22 protein-coding genes and 1 pseudogene are annotated in these 25,068 nt (G+C 63.9%); 16 read left to right on the forward strand and 7 right to left on the reverse strand.

The annotated features are described in order from the left end of the window. The first annotated feature begins 940 nt into the window (after positions 1-940). From IVA92_RS28330 to IVA92_RS28355, 6 genes and pseudogenes are all read left to right on the forward strand, one after another. Positions 941-2,479: a porin gene (locus IVA92_RS28330; RefSeq protein ID WP_247278280.1), complete on the forward strand. Its 1,539-nt coding sequence runs from the start codon at positions 941-943 to the stop codon at positions 2,477-2,479. An 87-nt stretch (positions 2,480-2,566) separates the two neighbouring features. Next, positions 2,567-3,058: a MarR family transcriptional regulator gene (locus IVA92_RS28335; protein WP_247278281.1), complete on the forward strand. Its 492-nt coding sequence runs from the start codon at positions 2,567-2,569 to the stop codon at positions 3,056-3,058. 197 nt (positions 3,059-3,255) lie between these two features. Then, positions 3,256-3,468: pseudogene (locus IVA92_RS28340) on the forward strand (porin); the annotation flags it as partial. 543 nt (positions 3,469-4,011) lie between these two features. Next, a complete protein-coding gene (locus tag IVA92_RS28345; RefSeq protein WP_247278282.1) occupies positions 4,012-4,173 on the forward strand; it encodes a DUF2934 domain-containing protein in 162 nt (53 codons plus the stop codon). A 312-nt stretch (positions 4,174-4,485) separates the two neighbouring features. After that, entirely contained in the window at positions 4,486-4,773 is a 288-nt protein-coding gene (locus tag IVA92_RS36130) for a DUF2934 domain-containing protein (protein ID WP_247278283.1), read from the forward strand. A 646-nt stretch (positions 4,774-5,419) separates the two neighbouring features. Further along, positions 5,420-6,277, forward strand: a complete 858-nt coding sequence (locus IVA92_RS28355; RefSeq protein WP_247278598.1) for an SDR family oxidoreductase — start codon at positions 5,420-5,422, stop codon at positions 6,275-6,277. Positions 6,278-6,512: 235 nt separating this feature from the next. On the opposite strand, the gene IVA92_RS28360 is transcribed toward IVA92_RS28355, so the two are convergent. Together IVA92_RS28360 and IVA92_RS28365 are read right to left on the reverse strand one after the other, a co-directional pair. Continuing rightward, positions 6,513-8,300, reverse strand: a complete 1,788-nt coding sequence (locus IVA92_RS28360; protein WP_247278284.1) for a peptide ABC transporter substrate-binding protein — start codon at positions 8,298-8,300, stop codon at positions 6,513-6,515. A 153-nt stretch (positions 8,301-8,453) separates the two neighbouring features. Next, the gene (locus IVA92_RS28365) at positions 8,454-8,969 is read right to left on the reverse strand and encodes a ferritin-like domain-containing protein (protein WP_247278285.1); all 516 of its coding nucleotides are present in this window, start codon (positions 8,967-8,969) and stop codon (positions 8,454-8,456) included. A gap of 235 nt (positions 8,970-9,204) precedes the next feature. Here IVA92_RS28365 and IVA92_RS28370 point away from each other — a divergent pair, with 235 nt between their 5' ends. From IVA92_RS28370 to IVA92_RS28410, 9 genes are all read left to right on the forward strand, one after another. Then, the gene (locus IVA92_RS28370; protein ID WP_247278286.1) at positions 9,205-9,999 is read left to right on the forward strand and encodes a MetQ/NlpA family ABC transporter substrate-binding protein; all 795 of its coding nucleotides are present in this window, start codon (positions 9,205-9,207) and stop codon (positions 9,997-9,999) included. Between the two features lie 128 nt (positions 10,000-10,127). Next, positions 10,128-11,162, forward strand: coding sequence for a putative FMN-dependent luciferase-like monooxygenase (locus IVA92_RS28375; RefSeq protein WP_247278287.1), 1,035 nt, complete (start codon positions 10,128-10,130; stop codon positions 11,160-11,162). A 36-nt stretch (positions 11,163-11,198) separates the two neighbouring features. After that, positions 11,199-11,816 carry a CMD domain protein gene (locus tag IVA92_RS28380; protein WP_247278599.1) on the forward strand — a complete coding sequence of 206 codons (618 nt, stop codon included), beginning with the start codon at positions 11,199-11,201 and terminating at the stop codon, positions 11,814-11,816. A gap of 11 nt (positions 11,817-11,827) precedes the next feature. After that, positions 11,828-12,412, forward strand: coding sequence for an alkylhydroperoxidase domain protein (locus IVA92_RS28385; protein WP_247278288.1), 585 nt, complete (start codon positions 11,828-11,830; stop codon positions 12,410-12,412). Between the two features lie 61 nt (positions 12,413-12,473). After that, positions 12,474-13,631 (forward strand): ABC transporter substrate-binding protein, encoded by a 1,158-nt coding sequence (locus IVA92_RS28390; protein WP_247278289.1) that lies wholly within the window; start codon positions 12,474-12,476, stop codon positions 13,629-13,631. Positions 13,632-13,685: 54 nt separating this feature from the next. Continuing rightward, positions 13,686-15,509: an ABC transporter permease gene (locus tag IVA92_RS28395; protein ID WP_247278290.1), complete on the forward strand. Its 1,824-nt coding sequence runs from the start codon at positions 13,686-13,688 to the stop codon at positions 15,507-15,509. Then, positions 15,509-16,357 carry an ABC transporter ATP-binding protein gene (locus IVA92_RS28400; RefSeq protein WP_247278291.1) on the forward strand — a complete coding sequence of 283 codons (849 nt, stop codon included), beginning with the start codon at positions 15,509-15,511 and terminating at the stop codon, positions 16,355-16,357. The genes IVA92_RS28395 and IVA92_RS28400 overlap by 1 nt, the downstream gene beginning before the upstream one ends. Further along, positions 16,354-17,094 (forward strand): ABC transporter ATP-binding protein, encoded by a 741-nt coding sequence (locus tag IVA92_RS28405; RefSeq protein ID WP_247278292.1) that lies wholly within the window; start codon positions 16,354-16,356, stop codon positions 17,092-17,094. Before IVA92_RS28400 ends, IVA92_RS28405 begins: the two co-directional genes overlap by 4 nt. A 235-nt stretch (positions 17,095-17,329) precedes the next feature. Continuing rightward, positions 17,330-18,412 (forward strand): HoxN/HupN/NixA family nickel/cobalt transporter, encoded by a 1,083-nt coding sequence (locus IVA92_RS28410; protein WP_247278293.1) that lies wholly within the window; start codon positions 17,330-17,332, stop codon positions 18,410-18,412. Between the two features lie 7 nt (positions 18,413-18,419). On the opposite strand, the gene IVA92_RS28415 is transcribed toward IVA92_RS28410, so the two are convergent. Together IVA92_RS28415 and IVA92_RS28420 are read right to left on the reverse strand one after the other, a co-directional pair. Then, positions 18,420-19,934, reverse strand: a complete 1,515-nt coding sequence (locus IVA92_RS28415; RefSeq protein WP_247278294.1) for an ATP-binding protein — start codon at positions 19,932-19,934, stop codon at positions 18,420-18,422. Between the two features lie 104 nt (positions 19,935-20,038). Then, positions 20,039-20,857, reverse strand: coding sequence for a YkgJ family cysteine cluster protein (locus tag IVA92_RS28420; RefSeq protein WP_247278295.1), 819 nt, complete (start codon positions 20,855-20,857; stop codon positions 20,039-20,041). A gap of 424 nt (positions 20,858-21,281) precedes the next feature. Between IVA92_RS28420 and IVA92_RS35835 the strand changes: the two genes are divergently transcribed. Continuing rightward, positions 21,282-21,413 (forward strand): hypothetical protein, encoded by a 132-nt coding sequence (locus IVA92_RS35835; RefSeq protein ID WP_256464591.1) that lies wholly within the window; start codon positions 21,282-21,284, stop codon positions 21,411-21,413. A 27-nt stretch (positions 21,414-21,440) separates the two neighbouring features. On the opposite strand, the gene IVA92_RS28425 is transcribed toward IVA92_RS35835, so the two are convergent. The 3 genes from IVA92_RS28425 to IVA92_RS28435 form a co-directional block, all read right to left on the reverse strand. Next, positions 21,441-22,505, reverse strand: a complete 1,065-nt coding sequence (locus tag IVA92_RS28425; protein WP_247278296.1) for a 2-dehydropantoate 2-reductase — start codon at positions 22,503-22,505, stop codon at positions 21,441-21,443. Between the two features lie 313 nt (positions 22,506-22,818). After that, positions 22,819-24,087: a serine hydrolase domain-containing protein gene (locus IVA92_RS28430; protein WP_247278297.1), complete on the reverse strand. Its 1,269-nt coding sequence runs from the start codon at positions 24,085-24,087 to the stop codon at positions 22,819-22,821. A 124-nt stretch (positions 24,088-24,211) separates the two neighbouring features. Next, positions 24,212-25,060 carry an SDR family oxidoreductase gene (locus IVA92_RS28435; protein WP_247278298.1) on the reverse strand — a complete coding sequence of 283 codons (849 nt, stop codon included), beginning with the start codon at positions 25,058-25,060 and terminating at the stop codon, positions 24,212-24,214. Between the last annotated feature and the right edge of the window lie 8 nt (positions 25,061-25,068).

Below are 25,068 nucleotides of genomic sequence, written 5' to 3' on the forward strand. Positions count from 1 at the left end.
CCGCAAAGCTGCCGCCCGAACCGTCGATGCGGTCTGCGCCGCAATCGGCCACGCACTCGATGCCTTCACCGCCGACGAATGCGCCAATTACCTCAAAAATTCAGGCTATCGAACTTAATGCCATCACGCTTTAGCGCAAACCTAGCGCTCAGATCCGGGTCGCACACGCCCGGTTTGTCGCTGCGAGGCACTACATCTGGCAAATGGGGATCGTCGGAGCTTGCTGATCCTTTGGTGTTGGCAGACGGTGCGTGGCGATTCAGCGATCTAAGCAATATCACCGGTGTCGCCAGCGCATCCTGGCGCAAACTGTGCCGAAACATCGGCGTAGCCCCTCTTCGACCTGCCTTGAGGCAAGTGAGCGAGCCGCATCTCGATCCGCTCGGCGCCTTCATTGTGCGACCGAGCTGAGGGACGCAGCGGTTCCGTCCAAAGGGGGCGCCGCGGACGGCCTGCTCAAACGAGAATCGGGGCGGCGCAATGCATGAACAACGAACGAGAATCTCCGTAATACCCACGTCGTTTGAAGCGAGGGCCTGTGCACAGATGCCGACGCACCGCCTCAATCGACCCGTTGTGGCGTCACAACAGCCCCTTGGAGCTGCCGCGCAAACGTGCTCAGCCAAAGTCGGAATTTATAATCAAAATCAATAAGTTGCTTAGATACCATCGCCTCACGGTCGCGTGATATTTGTGCAACATCGGCGCGAAAACGCTCCACTTGAGGGCAAAACGGTGACGTCTTCCGTTGATTGATCAAGCCTCTTAGGCTCTTATCCAACCCGCGACGGAGGGGGGCATCCCGAGGTCGTCCCGTTTTAGGTGGTTCGCTTAAGTAGACCATCGTTACGAGGATGCGTTGATTTTCAACGTCTTTTCGCGGGTAGCTCAAATGGCTTTGTACGAAGATTTGTACGGGGCTTCAACTTGGAGGGTTAACATGAAGTTCAAGGGCCTTTTGCTCGGTTCCGCGGCAGCTCTGCTCGCCGTTGGGGGAGCACAAGCGGCTGATCTTCCCGTAAAGGCCAAGGCGGTCGAATACGTGAAGATCTGCTCGCTCTACGGTGCGGGTTTCTACTACATCCCCGGCACTGACACCTGCATCAAGCTGGGTGGTTATCTGCGCGCTGAAGTCGCGCTGGGCACCAATAGCGTCTTCGGGATTGCGAACGGCGCTCCCGGTGGTGCGCACAATCGCCTGAGCAACTACTACACGATGCGTGCTCGTGAGGACCTCAACATCGACACGCGCACCGCGACCGAGTACGGCGTCGTCCGCACCTTCTTCGATGGCGTCTTCTCGTGGACGACGGGTGGTTATGTCGGCACCGGCTCGGCCTTCGGCACGACGGGCTACACCGCCACCACCGCGGGTACGACCACGATCAACCCGACCGATGGCGGCACCTCGGGCGGTTCGCTCGGCGTGTACTACGCCTTCATCCAGTTCGCCGGCTTCACCATGGGTAAGGCCGTGTCGCAGTTCGACGCGCCCTGGACCAACTACCCGGGTAACAACATCGACAGCCTCGTCGGCGGCAGCGGAACGGTTACTGGTGTCAACCAGTTCACCTACACCGCTGACTTCGGTCAGGGCATCACGGCATCGTTCTCGGCGGAAGACGCGACTGCGTACTATCAGGCCGGCAACCTTAATCTGTTTGGCATCACTTCTGCCGGCGTCCTCGGTGGTTCCTATGGCGCTAACGCCATTGGCGGCTCGCGTTCGCCGAACCTCGTTGCTATGGTCCGTGTCGACCAGGCTTGGGGTCTCTTCCAGGCGTCGGTCGCTGCGCATGACAACCACGTTGCTTACTACGGCGCGGACGAAGCGACTGGCCATCCCGACGATAAGTGGGGTTGGGCGGTTCAGCTCGCTCTGTCGATCAAGAACATCCCGACCGGTGCGGGTGACGTGATCAACGTTTCGGGCGTCTACACCGACGGCGCAACCCGCTACAACTTCCAGAACCTCGCGGGTAGCTCGTACTCCATGTTCGGCGGTTCGGGCGTTGCGTACCAGAGCATCGGCTTTGCCAATGCGCCTGACACGGTGTTCGTCCCCGGTTCGAGCCAGGAGAGCGTCAAGACTTGGGGCTTCCGTGGTGCGTACACCCATAACTGGGACCCGTACTGGAACACCGCAATCTACGGTGCCTATGCACATGCATCGTTTGGATCGCTTGCCAAGAACTTCCTCTGCGGTGGTGGCGGCTTTGCCGGCTTCTTCGCGGTGCCAGGCGTTACCTCGTGTAACCCTGACTTCAACGTTGGCCAGGTGGGTGTGATCACTCGCTGGACCCCGGTGAAGAACCTGACGTTCTCAGCCGACTTCAACTGGACGCGTGTGGATCAGAAGTATGCCGGTGTGGTTGGTCCTGTTACGCCGACCGCTACCTTTGGCAAGCCCTTGGCTACCTACGAGCTGAAGGATCAGGACAGCTTCACGCTGCTGCTCCGCGCTCAGCGCAACTGGTAAGTTCGATCTATCGACCTGACCTCCAAAGGCCCTCGGCGGGAAACTGCCGGGGGTTCTTTCGTTGATGGTGACACGGCAAAGAAGCCAATGGCGCGCGTACTGACGAGCGAGGCACTAAGACCCGCTGCTTCCGAACAGATAAGCAGATTGGTCAGGTCTATCAGCGCTTCACTTGGCGAGGTTCAGGCCACGTGGGCTGGCAAGCTCCAACTGAGCGTCCCGCAATTGAACATGCTCCTCATCATCTCCGACGCGGATGACAAAGCTGGGATGTCCGTCAAAACGGTCGCGGAGTTGCTTGGGGTCGAAAGCACGTTTGTCACCGCCCAATCGAAAACCTTGGTCGCGCGAGGATTGCTAGAGAAGCGAAGCTCCCGCACTGACAAGCGGATGATCTATCTCTCACTTACACCCAAGGCCCGGAAGCAGCTCGATGACCTGACGGAGACGAGGAACGCATTTGACGCCTCCATCAAACGAGCATTCGGTGAGATCGGCACGTTGCGAACCATCGAATTACTCAAGGACCTCGACAACTGCATTTTGCGCTGCCGGTTGAGGCTGCAGCTTGAAGAGTAGGGACCGCTCCGAATGAGGGAAGGGCACATGGTTATCTTTCCATTTGGCTTCTATATTCTGGAAGGCGGACCATCTATGTGGGCAACCACCTAGACTAGAAGAGCAGAGGACCGGGCGCGCCTACGATGCCTACCGCGGGGGCAGTACGGCTCGCGGGCCGACCGCGCTCTGCGGACCGCTCGGAACGATATCGACACTTCGCCATCGGCCAGGTCGGCTTGATCACCCGCTGGACCCCGGTTAAGAACCTGACGTTCTCGGCTGACTTCAACTGGACCCACTTGGACCAGAAGATGGCGGGTACGTTCGCTTACGGGGGCGCTGGTGCAATCGCGAAGCCGGCCGCTGTGTACGAGCTGAAGGATCAGGACTCGCTGACCCTGCTGCTCCGCGCTCAGCGCAACTGGTAAGTTCGGTCTAACGACCTGACAGAGAGCCCCGGCGGGAAACCGCCGTTTTTTTTGGTTTGCTTGCCGCGGAGCCTGCCTGCAATCAGACGCCGTGGGTGTTTGCTGGCCTCGGGACGTCCGACATTGAGCCGGCTGACGCAACAACGCGCAAACTCCGGAAGGTTCAGGGGAGCAATGATGTCCTTGTCCTCGCATGCGTCGCGGCCAAGGCTTTGGGCATCTTCCCCAAAGATGCACTCGAATTTGGGTCGCCCCGCGTAATGCTGACGCAATTCAGGCAAGTTTCTCGAATTACTGCTGATTTTCCGGTTTTGGAATGGGGCAGCGGATCCCGCTGCCGCGACCAATGACCTTCAAAGCGCATCGATCTCCGGCAGCGGCCGCATCGCGCAGCGAAGCTCGCGCGAGGAAAGGAACTCTTGCGCATGATCGCGGCTTGAATCCGCGGACCAGCGTCGCCGCCGATTGCTGGTCTGCACGGCCCCGCCTCCAAGCCCCCATACCCCCCAAGGATGGGGCCGTGCTTCATAGCAGGAGATCCCCATGCCTGAGCCGACCGAGCAGGAGATCAGAGAGCGCGCGCACCGACTCTGGGAGCAAGCTGGCAAGCCCGAAGGCCGTGAGGACGAGTTTTGGCACGCGGCCGAGCAGGAGCTGCGCAACGAGGACAAGTCGAACACCACGCGGACGCCGGATACGCTGTGACCCGCAAGAAATGCCCATTCTGCTTCGGTCTGGGGTGGGTTTGCACAAACCATCCGCTCCGGGCCTGGAGTGACAAGCTGGGCGGCTGCCGGTGCGGTGAGGGGATGCCGTGCACCTGCAACACGGCCGAAGATCCCGAGATAAGAGTGGTGATCGTGGAAGCGGACACGACGTGGCACTAAAACAGCGACAGTCTCCTCAGCTCGAAGTGCTGGTCCTAGCTGCGTCTGAGCTGCGCGGAACGGAGCTCTCAAAAATGAATTGAGGCTCTGAGCAGCACGGGCTGCGCCGCAGACCGGTTCGCAGGGCGTGGTGGCCACCGTGGACGAGCAGCAAAAGATAGAGCACCAGATTGAGCTCGCAACGCGAGCCGCGGCGCTTGCCAAAGACGAAACCACTGTCGGGCGATTCCGGAGCTTTGCCGACGAGCTGACGCAAAAGCTCCTGCGCATGATGCGGCGCGGCAAGGTCCGGGCACGCGCCTACGAGCTCTGGGAGCAGGCCGGCCGTCCGGCCAACCGCGAACTGGACTTCTGGCTCGAAGCGGAGCGGCAGATCGAAGAAGAACGCGAACAGAGGAAGGGCTCGGGACCGTCATAGCGACGATCGCCGCTGGCGCTGGATGCCGATATTGCCAGCAAGGCGCTTGGCTCCGGCCGCTCGTCTCCTTGCGACAGAAAAAAGCCGCCGGGTTCTTCACCCTGGCGGCTTCAGAAGTCCGCAGCTGTTGATCGCCTCCCAGCTCGTGCGTACCGCCGTTACCTTGTTTGCGGCCATGCCTGGTCTTTGTAGGCGGACGCGGGTGATTCTGCTGTGACTTGAAGCACACAGTGGAAGGACGATGTCGGGGTTTCGCGAAGATGCGCGAGAGCTCGGGGCGGGTCGGATGGGGTGGAGCCCTTACAAATCCATCACGGCTCGTATCCAATGCAAGGCGGCAACGATGATCGTGAAGCCGAATTGCTGGGGGGCTGCTTCTCTGCCGTCGGGCAAAACACCCGCCCACCCGTCGAACCCCTTCCTACATAGATACTTCGCTTTATCGAAATTCGGGATCGGCGTATGTGTCGCCCCGCCTTGGGCCCTCTTGGCTTTGAGAGCGTGGAGCGACGAAGCAAAAGCTCGGCCTGAAAGGCGCCGCGAGATCGGCAAAAACGTGTCGGCGAACCGGGAGACGAGATCCCCGAGCGGCGAGGAACGCTTCCCACCGCTCTCCGTTAGCGGAGCAAACTTCCGGAGCCGTCGCATGACCGATTATCCAAAGCCGCCTTTTCCTGCGCAGCAGCAACCCATGCCCGGTTCGACCCGAGCGATGAATCCCAGGCCGGATCACGGCGAGGAGAGTTACAGGGGCGCCGGGCGCCTGGCTGGAAAGAAGGCGATCATCACCGGGGGTGACAGCGGCATCGGCCGCGCGGTCGCGATCGCCTATGCGAGGGAAGGCGCCGACATCGTCATCTCCTATCTGAATGAGGACGAGGATGCCGCCGAGGTCAAGGCGCTGGTGGAGCGGGAGGGACGCAAAGCCGTTCTGATCCCTGGTGACATCCGCAATCCCGAGCATTGTCGCACGATCGTTCGGCGGACCGTCGAGGAACTCGGCGGCCTGGACATCCTCGTCAACAATGCCGCTCATCAGGCCACGTTCAAGGACATCGCCGACATCAGCGACGAGGAATGGCAGCGGACCTTCGAGACCAACATCCACGCGATGTTCTATCTGACCAAGGCCGCTGTCCCGCATATGCGCCCGGGCGCCGCGATCGTGAACACGGCCTCGGTGAACTCCGACATGCCGAACCCCAGCCTGCTCGCCTATGCCACCACCAAGGGAGCCATCCAGAATTTCACCGGCGGACTTGCCCAGATGCTGGCGGAGAAGGGCATTCGGGTCAACGCCGTCGCCCCGGGTCCGATCTGGACGCCGCTCATTCCCTCGACGATGCCGGAGGATAGGGTCAAGAACTTCGGCAAGCAGGTTCCGATGCAGCGCGCCGGCCAGCCGGCCGAGCTCGCCACCGCCTACGTCATGCTCGCCGATCCGCTCTCGAGCTACACATCAGGGGCGACCCTGGCCGTCACGGGCGGCAAGCCGTTTATCTGACCGGCGACGTCAATGATCGCAATGACGAGGTTGAGAGAGCATGGCTGCTCTCCTCTCGTGCCCCGGACGCAGCCCCATTTCAGCGATGCGCTGCAGAGCCGGGGCCATCTTGCCGCATCGTATTGTCCGCCTTCTGGGTCCCGGCTCTGCGCTACAACGCTCAAAGCGTTGCAGCTTGTCCGGGACACGCGAGTGAGCGGCGACGATGTTGCTTTCGCGCTCACCCGTGCCCCCGTTAGCTGCGATACCACGCCCCCAGATTCCACGTTATGGTGTCCCACCCCGAGATGTCGACCATGAGGTTGTTGACGCCGGCGTTGACGATGTTGCGCGAGAGCAGCGGCAGGAACACGTTGGCTTCACAGAAGATCTCGTCGACCTTGATCAGCAGTGCGGCGCGCTTGACCGGATCGAGCTCGTTCTGCGCGGCCTTATAGGCCTTGTCGGCCTCGGGATCGGAGTAGCGCGAGTTGTTGCGGCCGAGCCATTTGTTGTCCTTGCTGGCGATCTCCCAGGAGACGCACTGGTTCAAGAACCGCTCCGGATCGGGCTGCGGCTGCGTCGTGTTGTACATCTCCATGTCGGCATAGAATTTCGAGTAGGTGTCGGGGTTGCCGACGTCGGAGGAAAAGAACACCGATGCGGTGACCGATTTGAGCTCGATCTCGATGCCGGCCTTCTGGCAGGCCTGCTTGATGATGGCCTGGGTCTTCTGGCGCGGGGCGTTGGTCGAGGTCTGGAAGACGTATTTGAGCTTCTTGCCGTCCTTCTCGCGGATGCCGTCCGCGCCCTTCTTCCAGCCGGCCTCGTCCAAGATCTTGTTCGCCTTGTCGACATCGAACTCGTATTTGAGCTTGCTGGACTTGAACTGCGGAGGCTGGTTGACGAAGCTCGCGGTCGCGATGCCGCCGCGGCCGTAGATGAATTTCTGGATCGACTCGCGGTCAATCAGCAAGTTGATCGCGCGGCGCACGGCCGGATCGGACAGCGTCGGGTGCTTGGTCTTGACGCTGGAGCGCTCGCCGTCGACCTCGGTCCACGGGTCGGTCGTGTTGAGGATGATGAACTCGACATTGCCCGACACGGTGACGTCGACCTTGCCTTTGCCGCTCGCCTCCATGCGCTTGAGCACCTCCTCCTCCACCTGCATGTTCCAGGCATAGTCGTATTCGCCGGTCTGCAGCACCGCGCGTGCCGCGGACACCGCGTCGCCGCCGCCCTTGACCTCGAGCGTGTCGAAATGCGGCTGGTTCTTGACGTGATAGTCGGGATTGCGTTCGGCGCGGATCATGTCGCCCGGCTTGAACTCCACGAATTTGTAGGGGCCGGTGCCGACCGGCTTCAGATTGCCGGGCGCTTCGCGCGACTTGGCGCCGGCATAGTCGCCGAAGTGATGCTTTGGCAGGATCTGACCGACCGAGCCGACGAACGGGTCGGCCCAGAACGGCGTCGGCGCCTTGAAGGTCACCTTGACCGCATGGTCGTCGATCTTCTCGACCTTGATGTCCTTGTAGGAGCCCGTGGTGTAGGCGGCGGTTGCGAGATCCGCGGCGTACTGCCAGGTGAAGACGACGTCGTCGGCGGTGAAGGGCTTGCCGTCATGCCATTTGACGCCCTGCTTGAGCTTCCAAATCACGCTCATGCCATCCGCCGCGAGGCCGCCGTTCGCCTTGGTCGGAACCTCGGCGGCAAGGCAGGGGATGAGATTGCCGTCCTTGTCCCAGCCGGCGAGCGGCTCAAAGAAGACGCGTGAGGCGATCTGGTCCTTGGTGCCGCTCGCGAAATGCGGATTGAGCAAAGTGGGAGCCTGCCAGAGCAGGAGCTTGAGCGGGCCGCCGCCGCCCGCCTTCGTTGGCTTGTACGGCAGCGTGGCATCCGCCATCGCCACATCGTGCCAGACCAGGATTTGGCTCGCGATCGGCGCTGTGATTCCGATCGCGGCTACCCTTTGGATGAACGAGCGTCGCGACAGCGTGCCTTGCTTCACCTCCGCGATCAGATTGCGGATTTCATTCTCGTTCATCGGATGCTCCCCACTCGTCCCAAGAAAAAAGTCGTCACCAGAAGTGACGCAGTCTAGCTCAGGAGGTGAGCGTGCGGGAGTCGAAGATGTCGCATTGGTTTGGTCCGAGCAACGCGACCTTGGCGGCTCCGAGGCGGAGCCGCCAACGCGTCGTCAAGCGGCGTTGGAGGCCTGGGCATTGACGCCCTTGCGCAGCGCCACCGTGTTGAGCTTGGTGTTCGCGGCCTTTTCCTCGTTCAGATTGGTGGTGAGGAAGCGCACGATCTCGTCGTGGCCGAGCTCTTCGGCCCATGCGATCAACGTGCCGTAGCGGCACATCTCGTAGTGCTCGACAGCTTGCGCGTTCGCGACGATGGCGGCGTCCAGCACGGCCTTGTCCTCGATCTCCCCGGCGGTCTCGTCGGCCTCCTTGATGAGACCGTCGATCCCCGGGCAGTGGGTTCCGCTCGGCTCCTTGCCGAGCTTCGCGAAGACCTTGTCGAGCCGCTCGACCTGCTTGCGCGTCTCTTCCAGATGGGCCTTCAGGCCGGCGACGAGGTCCCTGTTGGTGGCCTTCTCGATCATCGTCGGCAGCGATTTCAGGATCTGCTGCTCGGCATAATAGATATCCTGGAGACCATGGATCAGCAGGTCCTCCATCGATTTGATGTCCTTGGTGAAGAAACCCATAAAAGACTCCTCTTTCACAATGATGGCAGGGGAACGCCGCAGCGGGCCGGCTGTTCCCGCCTGGCTCACCAAGACGAGAGTCGGGATGAGCGGCGAAAGAGCGCGGGCGCATTCGTTCCCCACATCGGATCGAAAGGAGAAACCTTCTCCGCATCAGCCGGCCAAAAAGGATTTCAATTTCATTGATTTCGCGCGGCGGAGAAGCGAATACGGTTCCAATCGTTGCCGCAAGACCATGGAGACCAAGATGTCGTTTCGCCTGCCCCTGATTCTCTCGACCGTGCTCGCCGCCTGGTCGGCGGCGGCTGCCGCCGAGACCATCAAGATCGGCGTGACGCCGGGACCGCACGCGCAGATCTTGGAAGCGGTAAAGCCGATCGCCGCCAAGCAGGGCCTCGACATCCAATTGATCGAGTTCTCCGACTATGTCGTGCCGAACGCGGCGCTCGATGCCGGCGAGATCCAGGCCAATTCATTCCAGAACCAGCCTTACCTCGACAACCAGAAGGCCGACCGCGGCTACAAGATCGAGGCCGTCGCGCTCACCGTGAACTTCCCGATCGGCGTGTACTCGAAGAAGCACAAGGCCTTCTCCGATATTCCCGACAGCGGCAAGATCTCGATTCCGAACGATCCAACCAATGGTGGTCGCGTGCTGCTGCTGCTGCGCGACAAGGGCGTCATCAAGCTGAAAGAGGGCACCGGCTTCAAGCCGACCGTGCTCGATATCACCGAGAATCCCAAGAAGCTGAAATTCATCGAGGTCGATGCAGCGCAGGCGCCGCGCGCACTCGACGACGTCGACGCTGCCGCGATCAACACCAATTATGCAACTCAGGCGGGCCTCGATCCCGTCAAGGATCCGATCCTGCGCGAGGACCCGAAGGGGCCCTATGTCAACCTGATCGCCGTCCGCAGCGCGGACAAGGCCAAGCCTTGGGTCAAGACCCTCGTCGACAGCTACCACACGCCGGAGGTCAAGGAGTTCGTCCTGACCAAGTTCAAGGGCGCGGTGCTGCCGAGTTGGTAGGCAACCTGCTCAGCCATAGTCCGGCGCAGCGGTGATCCCGGCGGGCAGCCCTGCGCAATGCCCGCTTGTCTGGAGCTGCGGCAACCGACATCATCGGCTCGTGGCCATCCTCGCCCGACAGGGGTCGTATGAAACGCTTTGCAAACCTGAAACGACTGGGATTTTTCACGCGGCTGCTCGATGAGGCTCCGCCGGCCGAGCGATATCGCCATGCGGCCGAGCAGATCGTGCGCGCGGAAAAGGCGGGGCTCGATTCCGCCTGGATTGCCCAGCATCATTTTCACGAGCGCGAAGGCGGCCTGCCGTCGCCCTTCGCCTTCCTCGGCTACGTCGCCGCGCAGACCTCGCGCATCCGTCTCGGCACCGGGATCGTGACGCTGCCGCTGGAGAATGCGGTGCGGGTGGCGGAGGATGCCGCGGTGCTCGATCTCCTCTGCAATGGCCGTTTCGAGCTCGGCGTCGGCACCGGCGGCAACCCGTCGGCCTTCGCCGCCTTCGGTCTCGACAGTGCGCAGCGCAACGAGATCTTTGCCCGCAATCTGGAGGTCGTCCGCGCGGCGTTGGTCGGCAAACCTCTTGATGGCGGGGACACGCTCTATCCGCAACGGCCGGAATTGGACAAGCACATCTGGCAGGCCACATTCTCGGTCGCGGGCGGCGCCCGGGCAGGCAAGGCGGGCGATGGCCTATTGCTGTCGCGCACCCAGCCGCGGACCAAGGAGGCGCCGAAGGCCACGCTGGCCGAGATCCAGAATCCGATCATTGATGCCTATCTCGAAGCGCTGCCGCCAGGATGCGAGCCGCGCATCATGGCCTCGCGCAGCGTCTTCGTCGCCGACGACCGGGCTGAGGCGATGCGCCTTGCCGATATCGGGCTGCGGCGCGCGCTGCCGCAATTTCTCAAGGGCGGCCACGCCAGGCCCGGCGAAACTCTGGAGGAGATGATCACCGCGTTCGACACTCATATCGGCGCAGCCGACGACGTCATCGCCTCGCTGCGCAGCGATGCCACGCTGGAACGAGTGACCGATCTGGTGTTCCAGGCGCATTCGGTCGATGCGCCGCATCCCTATATCCTGCGCTCGATCGAGCTGGTCGCGGAAAAGGTCGCGCCGGCACTGGGCTGGACCCGGGCGGCGCCCGCTGTGGCCATGGCGGGCTGATCGGAATCAACGGAAATCACGTCGCAAGGCTGAATGATGGGAACGCAAGATATCATCGACACGCTCGCCGGCATCGAACCGGAATCAGCTCTGGATGCCATCCGCGCACGCCGCCTTCAGGCCCGCGAGAACGCGCAGAAGAGCTATCTCGCCCTGTTCGAGCCGATCGATGCGAGCGCGTTCTCGCTTGCCGAGCGTGCCGCGGTCGCGGCCTTCGTGACCGGACTTCATGGCGAGTCCCCCGTCGCAGCGTTCTATCGCGAGAAGCTTGCGGCGAATGCGGATGGCGCGCCTTTGCTCGACGCGATCAAGGCCGAGATCGAACGCGGCAAGACCTCAGGCCCGTATGGGGCGTATCCAGCCGGACCATTGTCAGTCGAGAACACGGCCGGGTTGATCTACCGCGTGAGCGCCGAGGGCAAGCCCGTCCTTGGCGCCCGGCTCGTTGCGGCGCTCGAGCATGCGCATCTGTTGGTGTTCCGTCCGCGCGATGCCGCCTCGGCCGACATGAAGGCGCTGCTCGTCGCCGGCTGGTCGAACACCGGCATCGTCACCTTCTCTCAGCTTGTTGCGTTCCTGTCGTTCCAGGTGCGCGTCGTCACCGGCCTGCGCGTGCTCGGCGCTTCGCTCGGGCCTACCGCGGCCGGAGCGTAAGGAGACTGCATATGAGCGCTGCAAACAACGTCAATCCGCCCGTCGTCTTCACCCAGGACGAGCTCGGCTGGGTGTCGTGGATCGATCCGCTGCCCGAGGGCGAGCTGACCGAGCGGCATTTCGCTGGCCTCGTCGATCGCGCCCGCGCCAAGTCGGAATATTTTCGCCTGCTGGTGCGCGACCCTGAGGTGCTCGAAGCCCGCACCAAGACCGACAAGGACATTTTCTACAACGTCGCCGACGGCCTGCCGCGCGCCGAGCGCGAGCTCGCGGCGGCCGCGACGTCGCGCTACAACGGCTGCATCTATTGCGCCTCCGTGCATGCGCGGTTTGCCAGCACCTATTCCAAGCGCCGCGACGACGTGCAGCGCCTGCTTGAGGAAGGGGTTAAGGCCGACCTCGGCGAGCGCTGGAATGCCGTGGTCAAGGCGTCGGTGGCGCTGAGCGCAACGCCGATCGCGTTCGGCCCCGACAACGTTGAGGAGCTGCGCCGCGCCGGTCTCGACGATGCCGAGATCGTCGATGTCATCAACGGCGCGTCGTTCTTCAACTGGGCGAACCGGCTGATGCTGTCGCTCGGCGAGCCCACTAAATAAGCAGTGTCACTGGCACATAAATTGCCGCTTATTCGTAACACCTGAATGGATGGAGCCGTGCATGAGCAACATCGATCGTCGGTCCCTGGTCAAGGGCTCGCTTGCCGTCATGATGGCGGGAGCCGCCATCTCGCGCAGCGCATTCGCCCAGTCGTCCGAGCCGATCCTGCTCGGCGTCAGCGGTCCCCTGACTGGGCCTAACGCCCAATACGGCGCGCAGTGGAGGCAGGGCTTTGATCTCGCGCTCGACGAGATCCACGCCGCCGGCGGCATCAACGGCCGTAAGCTCGCCTACCAGTTCGAGGACAGCCAGAGCGATCCGCGCCAGTCGGTGGCGATCGCGCAGAAGTTCGTCTCCGATCCCCGCATCGTCATGGAGCTCGGCGATTTCTCGAGCCCGGCCTCGATGGCGGCCTCGCCGATCTATCAGCGCGGCGGCCTGGTGCAGTTCGGCTTCACCAACTCGCATCCCGATTTCACCAAGGGCGGCGACTTCATGTGGAGCACGTCCGTAAGCCAGGCCGACGAGCAGCCGCTGCTGGCATCCTATGCCGTGAAGCGGCTCGGCTTGAAGAAGCTGGCGGTGCTGCACCTCAACACCGATTGGGGCCGCACCAGCCGCGATCATTTCGTCAAGGCGGCCAAGGAATACGGCGCCGAAATCGCGGTCACCGAAGGCTATATCGCGGAGGAGCGCGATTTTCGCTCCACCCTGGTGCGCGTGCGCGACGCCAATCCCGACGGGCTGATCCTGATCTCCTATTATTCCGACGGCGCGCTGATCGCGCGCCAGGCGCGCCAGGTCGGCCTGAAGCAGACCATCTGCGCGGCGAGCTCGGTCTACTCGCCGAAATTCCTGGAGCTCGGCGGCGAGGCGGTCGAGGACGTCCATCTCGGCACACGCTATTTCCCGGAAGACCCGCGGCCCGAGGTGAAGAAATTCATCGCGGGCTTCAAGGCCAAGTACAACGGGCAGGAGCCCGACGCCTTCAACGCCTATTCCTATGACGCGATGAACATGGCCGCTGCCGTCCTCAGGATCGGCGGCACCGATCGCCGCGCCATCCGCGACGCTTTCGCCAAGGTGAGAGACGTCTCCAGCGTCATCTTCGGCTCGGCGACGTTCGACGTCGAGAGCCGCCGCGTCAAGGGCGCCATGAATGCCGAGCTCGTCGTGCGCAACGGCAAGTTCGCACTCTGGGACGGCAAGCCAACCTGATAATGATGGCCGGAGCGATCGCTCCGGCCCCCTTCCTCTGATTGGAAATGCTGCGTGGCTTCCTGGCTCGACTACACGATCAACGGCCTGATCGTCGGCAATGTCTACGCCCTCGTTGCGGTCGGGCTCGCGCTGATCTTCGGCGTCAGCCGGCTGATCAACTTTGCGCAAGGCTCGATCTATCTCGTCGGCGCCTATATCGGCTGGGTCGCGGTGGTGCAGCTGCATACTCCGCTGCCGCTCACCATCATCGTGGTCGCGGTCGCGGCCGCGATCGTCGGGTTGATCATCGAGCGGTTCGGCCTCCGTCCGCTGCAGAACTCGGTGCGTATCGCGCCGCTGTTGGCGACGATCGGCATCAGCTTCGTGCTCGACCAGCTGGTGATGCTGACCTTCTCGCCCAATCCGCGTGCGCTCCCGAGCCAGCTGCCGGACGTCCGCTTCCAGGTCGGCAACGGCACGATCGGACCGCTGGACTTACTCATCGCCGGAGTTGGCATCACCAGCGCGCTGCTGCTGTTCGTCTTCCTGCGCTACACCAAGCTCGGCTGGGCGGTGCGCGCCACCGCGCAGGACCGTGACGCCGCCATGCAGATGGGCGTCGACGTCAACCGCGTCAATCAGGCCGTATTCGGCATTGCAGCGGCGCTCGGCGGGGTCTCCGGCATGCTGGTCGGCATGTACTACAATCAGATCGACACCGCGATGAGCCTTCAGGCCACGCTCAAGGGCGTGGTCGCGGAAGTCGTCGGCGGCGCCGGCAACGTGCCAGGCGCGGTGGTCGGTAGCCTGCTGCTGGGACTGGTCGAGAGCTACGGCGTCGCCGTGTTCGGTACCAGCTATCGCAATCTGTTCGCGTTCCTGTTGTTGGTCGTCGTGCTCGTGCTGCGGCCGAACGGGCTGTTCGCGAGTGCGCGGCAGGCGCCGCCGGAGCCGCTCACCGGCACCTTCATCGCGCCGAGCCGTCCTGTGCGCATTCCGCGCTGGGCCTCGGTGCTTGCAGTCGGTGGGTTCGCGATCCTGCCGCTGTTGCCGGTGTCGTTCTACGTGCTCCAGACGCTGATCAATGCCTGGCTGCTCGGCATGCTCGCGCTCAGCCTGACGCTGGTCGCGGGAACGGTGGGTCAGGTCTCGCTCGGCCATGCCGCGCTGCTGGCGATCGGCGCCTACACCGCCGCGCTGCTGTCGCTGACCTTCTCTGTGCCGGTCGGCCTCGCCATCATCGGGGGTGGCCTGATGAGCGCTGCGCTCGGTACGCTCCTGATCTCGCCGTCGTTCCGCCTGCGCGGGCACTACGTGTCGATCGCAACGCTCGCCATCGGCGAGATCGTGTCGCTGGTGATCCTGAACTGGGAGAGCGTCACGCGGGGCCCGATCGGCATCTCCGGCATTCCGCCGCTATCGCTGTTCGGCTACGACCTGATCAGCCCATCGTCGGTCTATTGGTTCAGCCTTGCGGTGATGGTCGTGCTGGCGCTGCTGCAGGGTCGTCTGCTGACCTCGCATCTCGGCCGCAGTTTTCGTGCCATCCGCGACGACGACATCGCCGCGCGCGCCTATGGCCTCAGCCTCAACCGCTACAAATCGCTCGCCTTCATCTTTGGCGGCTTCGCTGCCGGTGTCAGCGGCGGCATCGCCGCGCATCTCTATTCCTACATCAACCACGAGACCTTCAACACGCAGCAATCCATTCTGGCGCTGACCGTCGTGATCCTCGGCGGCCTCGGCAATGTCGTCGGCGCAGTTCTCGGATCGGTGGCGCTGGTCGGGCTGCCCGAGGTCTTCCGGATCGCGGCGGAGTATCGAATCCTGATCTACGGCATCGTGCTGCTGCTGCTCGTGCGGTTCAGGCCGCAGGGCCTGCTGGGGACGATCTGATGGCGGAGCAGCACCTGCCCATGTTGTCCCTGCGCGGGCTGACGCGTCGCTTCGGAGGTCTCACCGCAGTCGATGCCATCGATCTCGATCTCGCCAGAGGCGAGCTGATCAGCATCATCGGCCCGAACGGCGCCGGCAAGACGACGCTGTTCAATCTCGTGACCGGTCTCGATCGGCCCGACGCCGGTACTGTCAGCTTCGCAGGGCAGGACATCACCGGCCTGTCGCCGGAGCGGCTCGCAGGCCACGGCATCGCGCGCACGTTCCAGCTCGGTCGCGTCTTCGGCAATCTCAGCGTGATGGACAACGTCCTGATCGGCGCGCATACGCGGCTGCGGGCGGTGAAGCCGGCCGTGCCGGCGATCGGCCCGCTGCTGGAGCTGGGCCTTGCGCTGCTGCGGCCCGCCAGCGTCAAAGCGGAGGAGGAGCGGCTGCGCGAAGAGGTGAAGACCATTCTCGCCCGCTTCGGCGAACGGCTGCTGCCGCGGATCGAACAGCCGGCCTATAGCCTCTCTTACGCCAACCGCCGCCGCATCGAGATCGCGCGTGCGCTGGCGCTGAAGCCGCGGCTGCTGCTGCTGGACGAGCCGACCGCCGGCATGAACCCAACTGAAACTGCGGAGATGCAGGCCCTCGTCGCCGAGCTCAAGGCGGAGGGGCTGACCATCCTCCTGATCGAGCACAAGCTGGAAATGGTGATGCGCCTGTCGGACCGCGTCATTGTCATGGACGAGGGCAAGAAGATCGCGGAAGGTCCGGGCGAACAGGTGCGGAGCGATCCCAAGGTGATCGAGGCCTATCTCGGCCATGGTCTCTCCGGAAAGGCGGAGCAGGAGAGCGCGGCATGACGAACTCCTCGATGGAACCGTTGCTGGCATTGTCCGATGTCAACACCTTCTACGGCCAGGCCCAGGTGCATTTCGACCTCTCGATATCGGTCCCGCGCGGTCACATCGTCTGCCTGCTCGGCGGCAATGCCAGCGGCAAGTCCACGACGATGAAGATCATTCTGGGCTTGGTGAAGCCGCGCTCCGGTGATGTGACGTTCGACGGTGCCTCGCTCATCGGGCTGACCACGCCGCAGATCGTCCGTCGCGGCATCGCCTCGGTGCCGGAGGCGCGGCGGCTGTTCGCGGACATGAGCGTGCGCGAGAACATCCTGATGGGCGCCTTCGTGCGCAACGACCGCGATGTCGTGGCCCAGGATCTCGACAGGATGCTCACGCTGTTCCCGAAGCTCGGCCAGCGGCTGTCGCAGCGCGCCGGCTCGCTCTCCGGCGGCGAGCAGCAGATGGTGGCGATGGCGCGGGCGCTGATGAGCCGTCCCCGCATGATCGTGATGGACGAGCCGACCATGGGTCTGTCGCCGCTCTATGTCGATCGCGTGCTCGAGCTGATCCGTACCATCAACCAGGACGGCGTCTCAGTGTTCATGGTCGAACAGAATGCCAGCCTTGCGCTCGAGATCGCACATGAAGCCTACGTGCTCCAGACCGGCAAGATCGTGCTCTCCGGCCCGGCGCGGACACTGAAAGACGATGCTCGCATCCGCGACGCCTATCTGGGCGGTTCCGAGGCGGCGTAGAGCGAGCCGATCTCATGGTTCGAGACGGCCGCTATGGCGGGCTCCTCACCATGAGGACCCAGGGCTTGGTCGCAAAACAAGGACCTCATCCTGAGGGCCGCGCGAGCGGGCGTCTCGGAGGATGGCTGCAAGCACTGCTGCAGAACCGTGTCGCCCCTCGGGGATTGCACTGGTCAGTGTGATCATCTTGTGAAAATATCATACCGGTGGCGCGACGGGGCGTGCAACGGACGGAATGGTTGTCGTGACGAAATGGTCTTTGCGGGCGGTCGAGCCCGGAGCTGCGCTGCTGTTCGGCGGGCTCATCGCCGCCAACATCGCCGCGTGGACCTGGGCCTTCGCGCGGTTCGGCGACCGACCAACGGTGATGGCGACCGCGCTGCTGGCCTGGGTCTTCGGGCTCCGCCACGCCGTCGATGCCGACCACATCGCCGCCATTGATAACGTCGTGCGCAAGCTGATGCAGGCGGGCGGCGCGCCGCGTAGCGTCGGCCTCTATTTCGCGCTGGGCCATTCCACCGTCGTGGTGGTCGCGACCATGCTGCTCGCGCTCGGCGTGGTGAGCCTTGGCGGCGACAGCCTGCTCAAGGAAATCGGCGGCCTGATCGGCACGTCGATCTCGGCGCTGTTCCTGCTCGTGATCGCGGCCATCAATCTCGCGATCTTCGCAGGCTTGTGGCGGACGTTTCGCATGGCGCGCGAGCAGGGCGTTCACGACGCCGCGGGCCTCGATGCGCTGCTCGCCAATCGCGGCATCCTGGCGCGGCTGCTTGGCCCGATGTTCCGCCTGGTGACGAAACCCTGGCACATGTATCCGCTCGGCTTTCTGTTCGGCCTCGGCTTCGATACCGCGACCGAGATCGGCCTGCTCAGCATTTCCGCCAGCGAAGCCGCGCGTGGTACCTCGCTCGCCGATGTCCTGGTCTTCCCGGCGCTGTTCGCCGCCGGCATGGCGTTGGTCGACACTGCCGACTCCACGCTGATGGTGAGTGCCTATCGCTGGGCCTTCGTCGATCCCTTGCGCAAGCTCTGGTACAATCTCACGATCACGGGGGCTTCGGTCGCGATCGCACTGTTGATCGGCGGCATCGAAGCGCTTGGCCTGATCAGCGATCGTCTCGGCTTGTCCGGCCGCGTGTGGGCGGTGGTCGATGGTCTCAACGAGTCGCTGGCGAATGTCGGCTTCGTCGTGATCGCGCTGTTCGCGGTCGCCTGGCTCGTCTCCGCTTTGCTCTATCGCCGCATGTTCGCGGAGGACGGGCGCAATGCGGCGCGCGGCTTCGATGCGGCCGAGGCAGCGTCGGTGATGAGACGCTAATCCGGGCTTAGAGCGCGGCCGCGGTTTGCGCCGGCGCCGCCGGCAAATCATCGCCGTTGGGATTGCCCGGCGCCGTCGCCCAGGCGAGCTCCACCAGCGTCACGATCCGGCGTCCGGCGCCGTCGAGCTGGCAGACGATCAGGCCTTGTTCCTCCATATAGCTGAGCAGGCGCTGCGCGCGGCGCAGTGAATGCGAGCCATAGGCGCGCGCGATCGCGGCATCGCCGGGACACGGCCAGCCTTCCTTCGCCGCCCTCGCGATCATCATGAACACGCCCTGCATGTCGTCGGGCAGGATCGAGGCGCGCAGCGACACGTCCTGCCAGGCGTCGTCCTCAGCCAAATCGGTGCCGAGCCCGGCGCGCGCGTGCGTCAGCATGCGGCGGAATTCGTTGAGATCAGGCACCGCCGCGCCGAGCCCCTCGATGCGGCAGCGGACCACGAATTCCTGATAGAGCACGCCGATGGCGCGGAAGCCGGCATCGGGCCCGGCGAGCACGGCACGAAGGGTACGATCCACGCGCTCGCGCCGTTCAGCGAGCTCTTCAGCGCTGACCGGCAGCTCGATCGGCTCCGTGCGCGATTCCGGCGTAGCTGCCGCTTTCGCGGCGCGGAGCTGCTCGAGCAGATCCGGCGCCGGCCGGCGCTGCGGCCGGCTGGCGTCGGGCGGCGGCGCGGCCAGGATCACGGCGCGCGCGTCTTCCAGCATCGCTTCCGGCAGCGGCATCAGCCGCGGCGTGGAATTGCGCGGGCAGGTAGCGGTCGGGCCGATGTTCAAACGCAGGGGACGGCGCGATAGCGCAGGTCCCAGCGCCATGAACTGGCCACGCTCGAGATCGCGAAAAGCTTCGGCCTGCCGCCGCTCCATGCCGAGCAGGTCGGCGGCGCGCGCCATGTCGATGTCGAGGAAGGTCCGGCCCATCAGGAAGTTGGAGGCTTCCGCCGCGACGTTCTTGGCAAGCTTCGCCAGCCGCTGGGTCGCGATGATGCCGGCGAGCCCGCGCTTGCGGCCGCGGCACATCAGATTGGTCATCGCGCCGAGCGACAGTTTGCGCGCTTCGTCCGAGACCTCGCCCGCAACCGCCGGCGCAAACAGCTGTGCCTCGTCGACAACCACCAGCATCGGGTACCAATGGTCACGATTGACGTCGAACAGCCCGCCGAGGAACGCCGCGGCGCGCCGCATCTGGTTCTCGGCATCGAGCCCCTCGAGATTGAGCACGGTGGAGACACGATGCAACCGCGCGCGCTCGCCGGCGACCTGAAGGCCGCGCTCGGTGTGATCTTCGGCCTCGATCACCAGATGGCCGAAGCGATCGGCCAGCGTGACGAAGTCGCCCTCGGGATCGATAATGGCCTGCTGCACCCAGGGCGCGCTCTGTTCCAAGAGCCGCCGCAACAGATGTGATTTGCCGGAGCCCGAATTGCCTTGAACCAGGAGGCGGGTCGCCAGCAGCTCCTCGAGGTCCATGGCCGCCGCGGCGCCTGCCGTGGTCTGCCCCATCTCGATCGCAACCGTCATGTCCCCGACTCAAGTCCCCTCATTCGCGGACAGGGGCTTATCAACCCCGCCGGGGCGCGTCGAGCGCTACCGCGCGAATCAGGCCGCGTTGCCCACGGCGGAGTTCAGGCGTGATGCGACAACCGTAAAAGTGCGGGCCGATAGGGCGGATGCGGATCGTCGTCCTCGTTCTCGGGAATGGCGCAGGAGCCGAATTCCTGCCTGATCCGGTCGATCTCGGCGATGCGCTCATGCAGCCGCTGCAAATGCTCGGGCGACGTCGCCCGCCAGAATCGGAAGGTGTCGGCGGTGAGCGGAAGGAACGCGGTGCCGAACAGCGTCGGATCCGGAACAATGGTGCGTCCGAGCAGCAGGAACCGCTCGGTGCCGGACACGACGAGGGTCGCATAGCCGCGGTTTCCGATCCGCCTGACGCCGTTCAGCGACCATTCGGCAAGCTTGCTGAAATACGGCTCCTCGCGCCAGCGGTCGGGACAATCGTCGTCCACCGTGACGTTGACGGCGTCCTGGCTGAAATGCACCACGATGCCCGACTTCGCCGGAAACCAGTCGTCGTCGAGATGGCCCTGCAGCCAGGCACAGACGAACGACCGGCACATTTGCGGGCGGCGATCGTAGATGGTGCATCCGGTGCCGGCCTGCCAATGTTTGCAGAGCTGGTTCACCGGCTTGTCGACGCCGGCGACTTCGAGGATATCGCAGCAGGCGTTGCACGATCCGCATTGCCGGGCAGGGCGCGCCGCCCTCGGTAGGCCGGTCGCGCGAAAGCCCTGGCCGTCGCGCACCAGCAGCTTCTGCTTCTCCAGTGCGGTCAACGCCCGCTCGATCTTGAGACGGGACAGTCCGGTTGCGTCGATCACGCCCTTCATCGTCGTCGCGCCTGCCTCGACCGCGCGGACGACGCTCAGCATCGCCTGATCCATTGTTGTTCTTGTTCTGGTTCTCTCAGCCGCGCTTGCGATTGCGCCGGACAACAGACCGGCAAACAGGTCAACACTTGACCTAAAAAGATATGTTGCTCATCTCTCTGTCGGCTGGGCAATAAGCCGAGCCTGTCCCGCGTGCATGCAACGTCTGCGCGAATGACGGGCCAGCACGTAAAGGAGAGCTCATTCGCGTCGAATCGGCTCGCTTTGCTCGCGAAGTGCCGGGATATGACGGGCGGCATGCTGTCGTCTCACGCAGTCGTGATGTCAGCGGCCTGCGCGTCGGCGCGATGTGAAGGCGACCGGATCGCGTGACAATCGAGATGCGACGACTGTCGTTGAGTTTGCGCCACACCGGAACAGTGCCGTACGCCGAACCTGTAGTGATGCTGGTTCAGATTCCACGGCGGGCGCGGCGTGGGTGACGTTTGGTGCAACGCTCGGCCGTGGCGCCCGTCGTCTTGGGCATCCCGACCTGGTCACGCGCACCGGCGCGATCACGCTGGTCGCGGTGACCGGCCTGATCTGGATTCGATTCGCTCGCAGCGCGTGAGGGCCGGTGTCGCTGGAAGCGGCGCTCCTACTGCGCGCCGGATCCGCCCTGCACGATCTTCTCGTTGAGCTTCTGGTCCACGGTGTCGACCGTGCGGTCGATCTCGGCATTGGGCACACCGAGCTGATGCGAGATCAGCTTCACCAGCAAGTCGACGCGCTCGATGAACGGCGCGCCGCTCGCGACCGCGCGGGCGGCCGACGATGGCTTGAGCAGGCTTTCGGCGGCCTTGGCATATTTCGCGAACGGCACCTGGTCCTGCGGGTCGGCGCCGAGGCGGCGGGCGATGGCATCGACATGATCGTAGATCGTCTGCGCCCGCGCGAGATCGCCATGCACTGCGTCGCGGATCGACTGCGGCTCATTCGGCGTGATGCAGCGGTAATTGCCAGTCAGCAGCATCGACCATTTCGCCAGCGGCACGAACAACGAGTCGAACACCTTCAGCTTCACCGGCACGTCGTGGCCCTCGAGGGTCACCGCGTCGATGTCGCCTTCGAGCTCGCGCAGCAGCTTGTTGTGCTTCTCGTCTGCGAATACCGATGCCTTGAAATTCGTGGGCAGGCCGACATGGAGCACGTTCGCCGCCTCTTCCGGCGGACGGAACGCCTGCGGGTCGGGCGAGCACAGCGTCACCAGCCCCGGCTCGAAGCGCTCCCACACCTGCGCATTGGTGTAGGCCTCCTCGAGATCCATGTCTGCGAGCGCCGGAATCCGCTTCAGATAGGGCAGCGGCGGCATGTTCATGATCGACAGGCACGGCAGCTTCGCCGCGGCGATCTTGACCATGAGAACGCGCACCGTGTGGTTGGTGTATTGCGGCTCCTGCATCGCGAGGCCGACCAGGTCGTAGCGGGAGAGGTCGACATTGGCCGGCGTCACCGCGTCGAGCTTGCCGGGCAAGTCACGCGAGAAGATCGCCCGGTGCACCGCCTCGTCGCGCAACTTGATGCGCACCTCGGTACCGTCCCGGTTGATCAGCTCCGCGGTCTTGGCGCGACACACCAGGGTCACGTTATGCCCAGCCATCAAGAGCTTCGTGCCCAGCAGGGAGCCGTAAGAAGCTCCGAGAATCAGGATGTTACGCGCCATATTTCGTCCCTTGGCAATCGTGCAGTTTTGTCCCCTCCGCCGTCCGGAGGGCGAATTGCGGGCATGTAAAGCGAAGTGCGTGGGGATGGCAACTGGGATAATGCATACAAGAAGGCACCGATAGACCGGATGGCGCGAAAGCGAATCCGGAGGCGCTCGCCCGGGCGGGCACCTTCTATCGCCCCATATCCCGGCTCAACCGAGAGGGTCAATCATGTGTCGCGATGAGCGCAAGAAGTACGGCGTCCCGTGCTGACGTTAGATGCTAAAGGGCGGCCCGTTCGGCCGCCATTTAGATTTCGGCGCGCCGATCTCACTTCACCATCGCGCCGTAAACGATGTCCTGGACCTGTTCGCGATAATATTTCCTGAGTTCGCCCGGCGCCGCCGTTCCCACGACGACGACGAGACGCTCCTTGGGATCGCAGAAGAACTGCGTCCCGAAGGCGCCATTCCAGGTGAACTCGCCGGGATTGCCGGGGACCGACGACAGGCCTTCGCTGGTGCGGACCGCAACCGAAAGGCCAAAGCCGAAGCCGCCGCGATGCGGCTCGATGTTCGCCACGTTGTTCTTGATCTCGGGACCGAGATGGTTGGCCGTCATGTGATGCATGGTCTTGGGGGAGAGAATGCGCTGGCCGTCGAGCTCGCCACCATTGAGCAGCATCTGCCCGAAACGGGCATAGTCACCGATCGTTGCGAACGCGCAGGCACCGCCACAGTCGAATTTAGTCGGCGTGTCCAATAGCTTGATCGCCTGGGGCTTGCCGGTCAGCGGATCATTGGCGAACGGGCGGGCGAGGCGAGCGCGCTGTGCGTCCGTCGGGTGGAAGGTCGCGTCCTTCATTGCGAGCGGCTGCCAGACGTTGGCAGCGAGATAGTCGCCGAGCTTCTGCTCGCTCACCTTCTCGACCACAGCACCAAGCACATCGATCGAAAAACCGTATTCGAACTCAGTCGAGGGCTGATGCGCCAGCGGCAGTTTTGTGATGCGATCGATGAAGGCCTGGGTGTCGCCTTCGATCGCAGGCGCTATGCCATCGGGATATTGCCGCGCCACCGGACTGGAGCTGTCGGGGCGGCCGCCATACATCAGCCCGGACGTATGCCGGTAGAGATCATGGATGAAGATCGGCGAGGCCTGCGGCTCGAGCTTGAGCGATCCGTCTGCCTGATGCACGCCGACCTTCATGTCGGCAAAGGCCGGATAGTAGTCGGACAGCTTGGCCTGAAGCGGCAACTGGCCTTTTTCCATCAGCGTCAGGCCCGCGACCGCTGCCATCGGCTTGGTCATCGAGGCCAGCGCGAAGATCGCGTCGACAGGCATCGGCGTGCTCTTGTCTGGATCAAGCATGCCGTAAGCTTTGTAGTGCACGAGCTTGCCGTCCCGCGCCACCGCGACGACCGCGCCGGGTACGCGCTTGGCGGCGATCTCGCGCGCGAAGAAACTGTCGAGGCGTGCAAGGCCCTGTTTGGAGAAGCCGACATCGTCGGGATTGGCTTCGGGTAGCGGCGCGGCATTGGCCGTACCGAACGCGATGGCGGTAGCCGCCGCCGCGATCATGGTGATCGTCTTGTTCATTGCGTCCTCCCAAAGGCGCGAGCTCGTTATGCAGTGGCTCGCGAATGCCGAGATCACACGTCTGCGACTGAGCGGAGTCAAGCGCGGGCAGAACATGTCTGGGACGCGCCGGAGATGCCGGAACCTATCGTCCTTCGCCGGCGCGCCACAGCGCATCGAGGCCGTGCCGATAGGTCGGGTAACCAAGCGTGACGCCGAGCTCGCGCTTAAGTTTCGCGTTGGAGACCCGGGCGCTGCTGGCATAGAAGCTGCGGGCCATCGCCGACATCTCGGCTGTCGCGAACGCTTCTTCGGGCGGCGGTGCAACGCCCATCAGCTGCGCGGCGTAGGCGATCACGTCCTGCGGCGGCGCGGGCTCGTCGTCGCACACGTTCCAGGTGCCGCCGTTCGGGTGACGGACAGCGGCCATGATCGCGCTCGCGATGTCGTCGACGTGGATGCGGTTGAAGACCTGTCCCGGCTTGATGATGCGCCGGGCCTTCCCCGCACGCAAGGTCACGAGCGCATTGCGGCCGGGGCCATAGATGCCCGCAAGCCTGAGGATCGCGGCAGCGCCGCCTGTTGCATCCGTCCAGGCTTGCTCCGCCGCGAGCCGCATCCGCGTGCGTTCGAACATCGCCTGTGGCGGCGTGCTCTCGTCGAGCCATCCGCCGCCGTGATCGCCATACACGCCGATGGTCGAGAGATAGACGACCTTGCGGCGACCTGCCGCCACTACGTCCGCAAGGCCGGTGACTGCGGGATCGCCGGAGCTGCCGGGCGGGATCGATATGAGAAGGACGTCGGCGTCGCTGATGCGTTCGACCGTGGTGCGATCCAGATCACTCCCGGAAAAGGCTTGCACCTCGATGCCGGTGAGATCATCCCGCTGGCCGGGATCGCGCACGGTACCGGCGACGTGCGAGAAGGCGCCGCCGAACCTGCGGACGAAGTGCCTGGCGCTATAGCCGATACCAAGGATGAAGAGCCGCATGCCTCTGC

Source organism: Bradyrhizobium sp. 154, assembly GCF_023073875.1.
Classification (GTDB): domain Bacteria; phylum Pseudomonadota; class Alphaproteobacteria; order Rhizobiales; family Xanthobacteraceae; genus Bradyrhizobium.

Coding starts and splice junctions, on each gene's coding strand:
- IVA92_RS28330 (WP_247278280.1), top strand. CDS start 941: ATGAAGTTCAAGGGCCTTTTGCTCGGTTCCGCGGCAGCTCTGCTCGCC.
- IVA92_RS28335 (WP_247278281.1), top strand. CDS start 2,567: ATGGCGCGCGTACTGACGAGCGAGGCACTAAGACCCGCTGCTTCCGAA.
- IVA92_RS28345 (WP_247278282.1), top strand. CDS start 4,012: ATGCCTGAGCCGACCGAGCAGGAGATCAGAGAGCGCGCGCACCGACTC.
- IVA92_RS28355 (WP_247278598.1), top strand. CDS start 5,420: ATGACCGATTATCCAAAGCCGCCTTTTCCTGCGCAGCAGCAACCCATG.
- IVA92_RS28360 (WP_247278284.1), bottom strand. CDS start 8,300: ATGAACGAGAATGAAATCCGCAATCTGATCGCGGAGGTGAAGCAAGGC.
- IVA92_RS28365 (WP_247278285.1), bottom strand. CDS start 8,969: ATGGGTTTCTTCACCAAGGACATCAAATCGATGGAGGACCTGCTGATC.
- IVA92_RS28370 (WP_247278286.1), top strand. CDS start 9,205: ATGGAGACCAAGATGTCGTTTCGCCTGCCCCTGATTCTCTCGACCGTG.
- IVA92_RS28375 (WP_247278287.1), top strand. CDS start 10,128: ATGAAACGCTTTGCAAACCTGAAACGACTGGGATTTTTCACGCGGCTG.
- IVA92_RS28380 (WP_247278599.1), top strand. CDS start 11,199: ATGGGAACGCAAGATATCATCGACACGCTCGCCGGCATCGAACCGGAA.
- IVA92_RS28385 (WP_247278288.1), top strand. CDS start 11,828: ATGAGCGCTGCAAACAACGTCAATCCGCCCGTCGTCTTCACCCAGGAC.
- IVA92_RS28390 (WP_247278289.1), top strand. CDS start 12,474: ATGAGCAACATCGATCGTCGGTCCCTGGTCAAGGGCTCGCTTGCCGTC.
- IVA92_RS28400 (WP_247278291.1), top strand. CDS start 15,509: ATGGCGGAGCAGCACCTGCCCATGTTGTCCCTGCGCGGGCTGACGCGT.
- IVA92_RS28405 (WP_247278292.1), top strand. CDS start 16,354: ATGACGAACTCCTCGATGGAACCGTTGCTGGCATTGTCCGATGTCAAC.
- IVA92_RS28410 (WP_247278293.1), top strand. CDS start 17,330: ATGGTTGTCGTGACGAAATGGTCTTTGCGGGCGGTCGAGCCCGGAGCT.
- IVA92_RS28415 (WP_247278294.1), bottom strand. CDS start 19,934: ATGACGGTTGCGATCGAGATGGGGCAGACCACGGCAGGCGCCGCGGCG.
- IVA92_RS28420 (WP_247278295.1), bottom strand. CDS start 20,857: ATGGATCAGGCGATGCTGAGCGTCGTCCGCGCGGTCGAGGCAGGCGCG.
- IVA92_RS28425 (WP_247278296.1), bottom strand. CDS start 22,505: ATGGCGCGTAACATCCTGATTCTCGGAGCTTCTTACGGCTCCCTGCTG.
- IVA92_RS28430 (WP_247278297.1), bottom strand. CDS start 24,087: ATGAACAAGACGATCACCATGATCGCGGCGGCGGCTACCGCCATCGCG.
- IVA92_RS28435 (WP_247278298.1), bottom strand. CDS start 25,060: ATGCGGCTCTTCATCCTTGGTATCGGCTATAGCGCCAGGCACTTCGTC.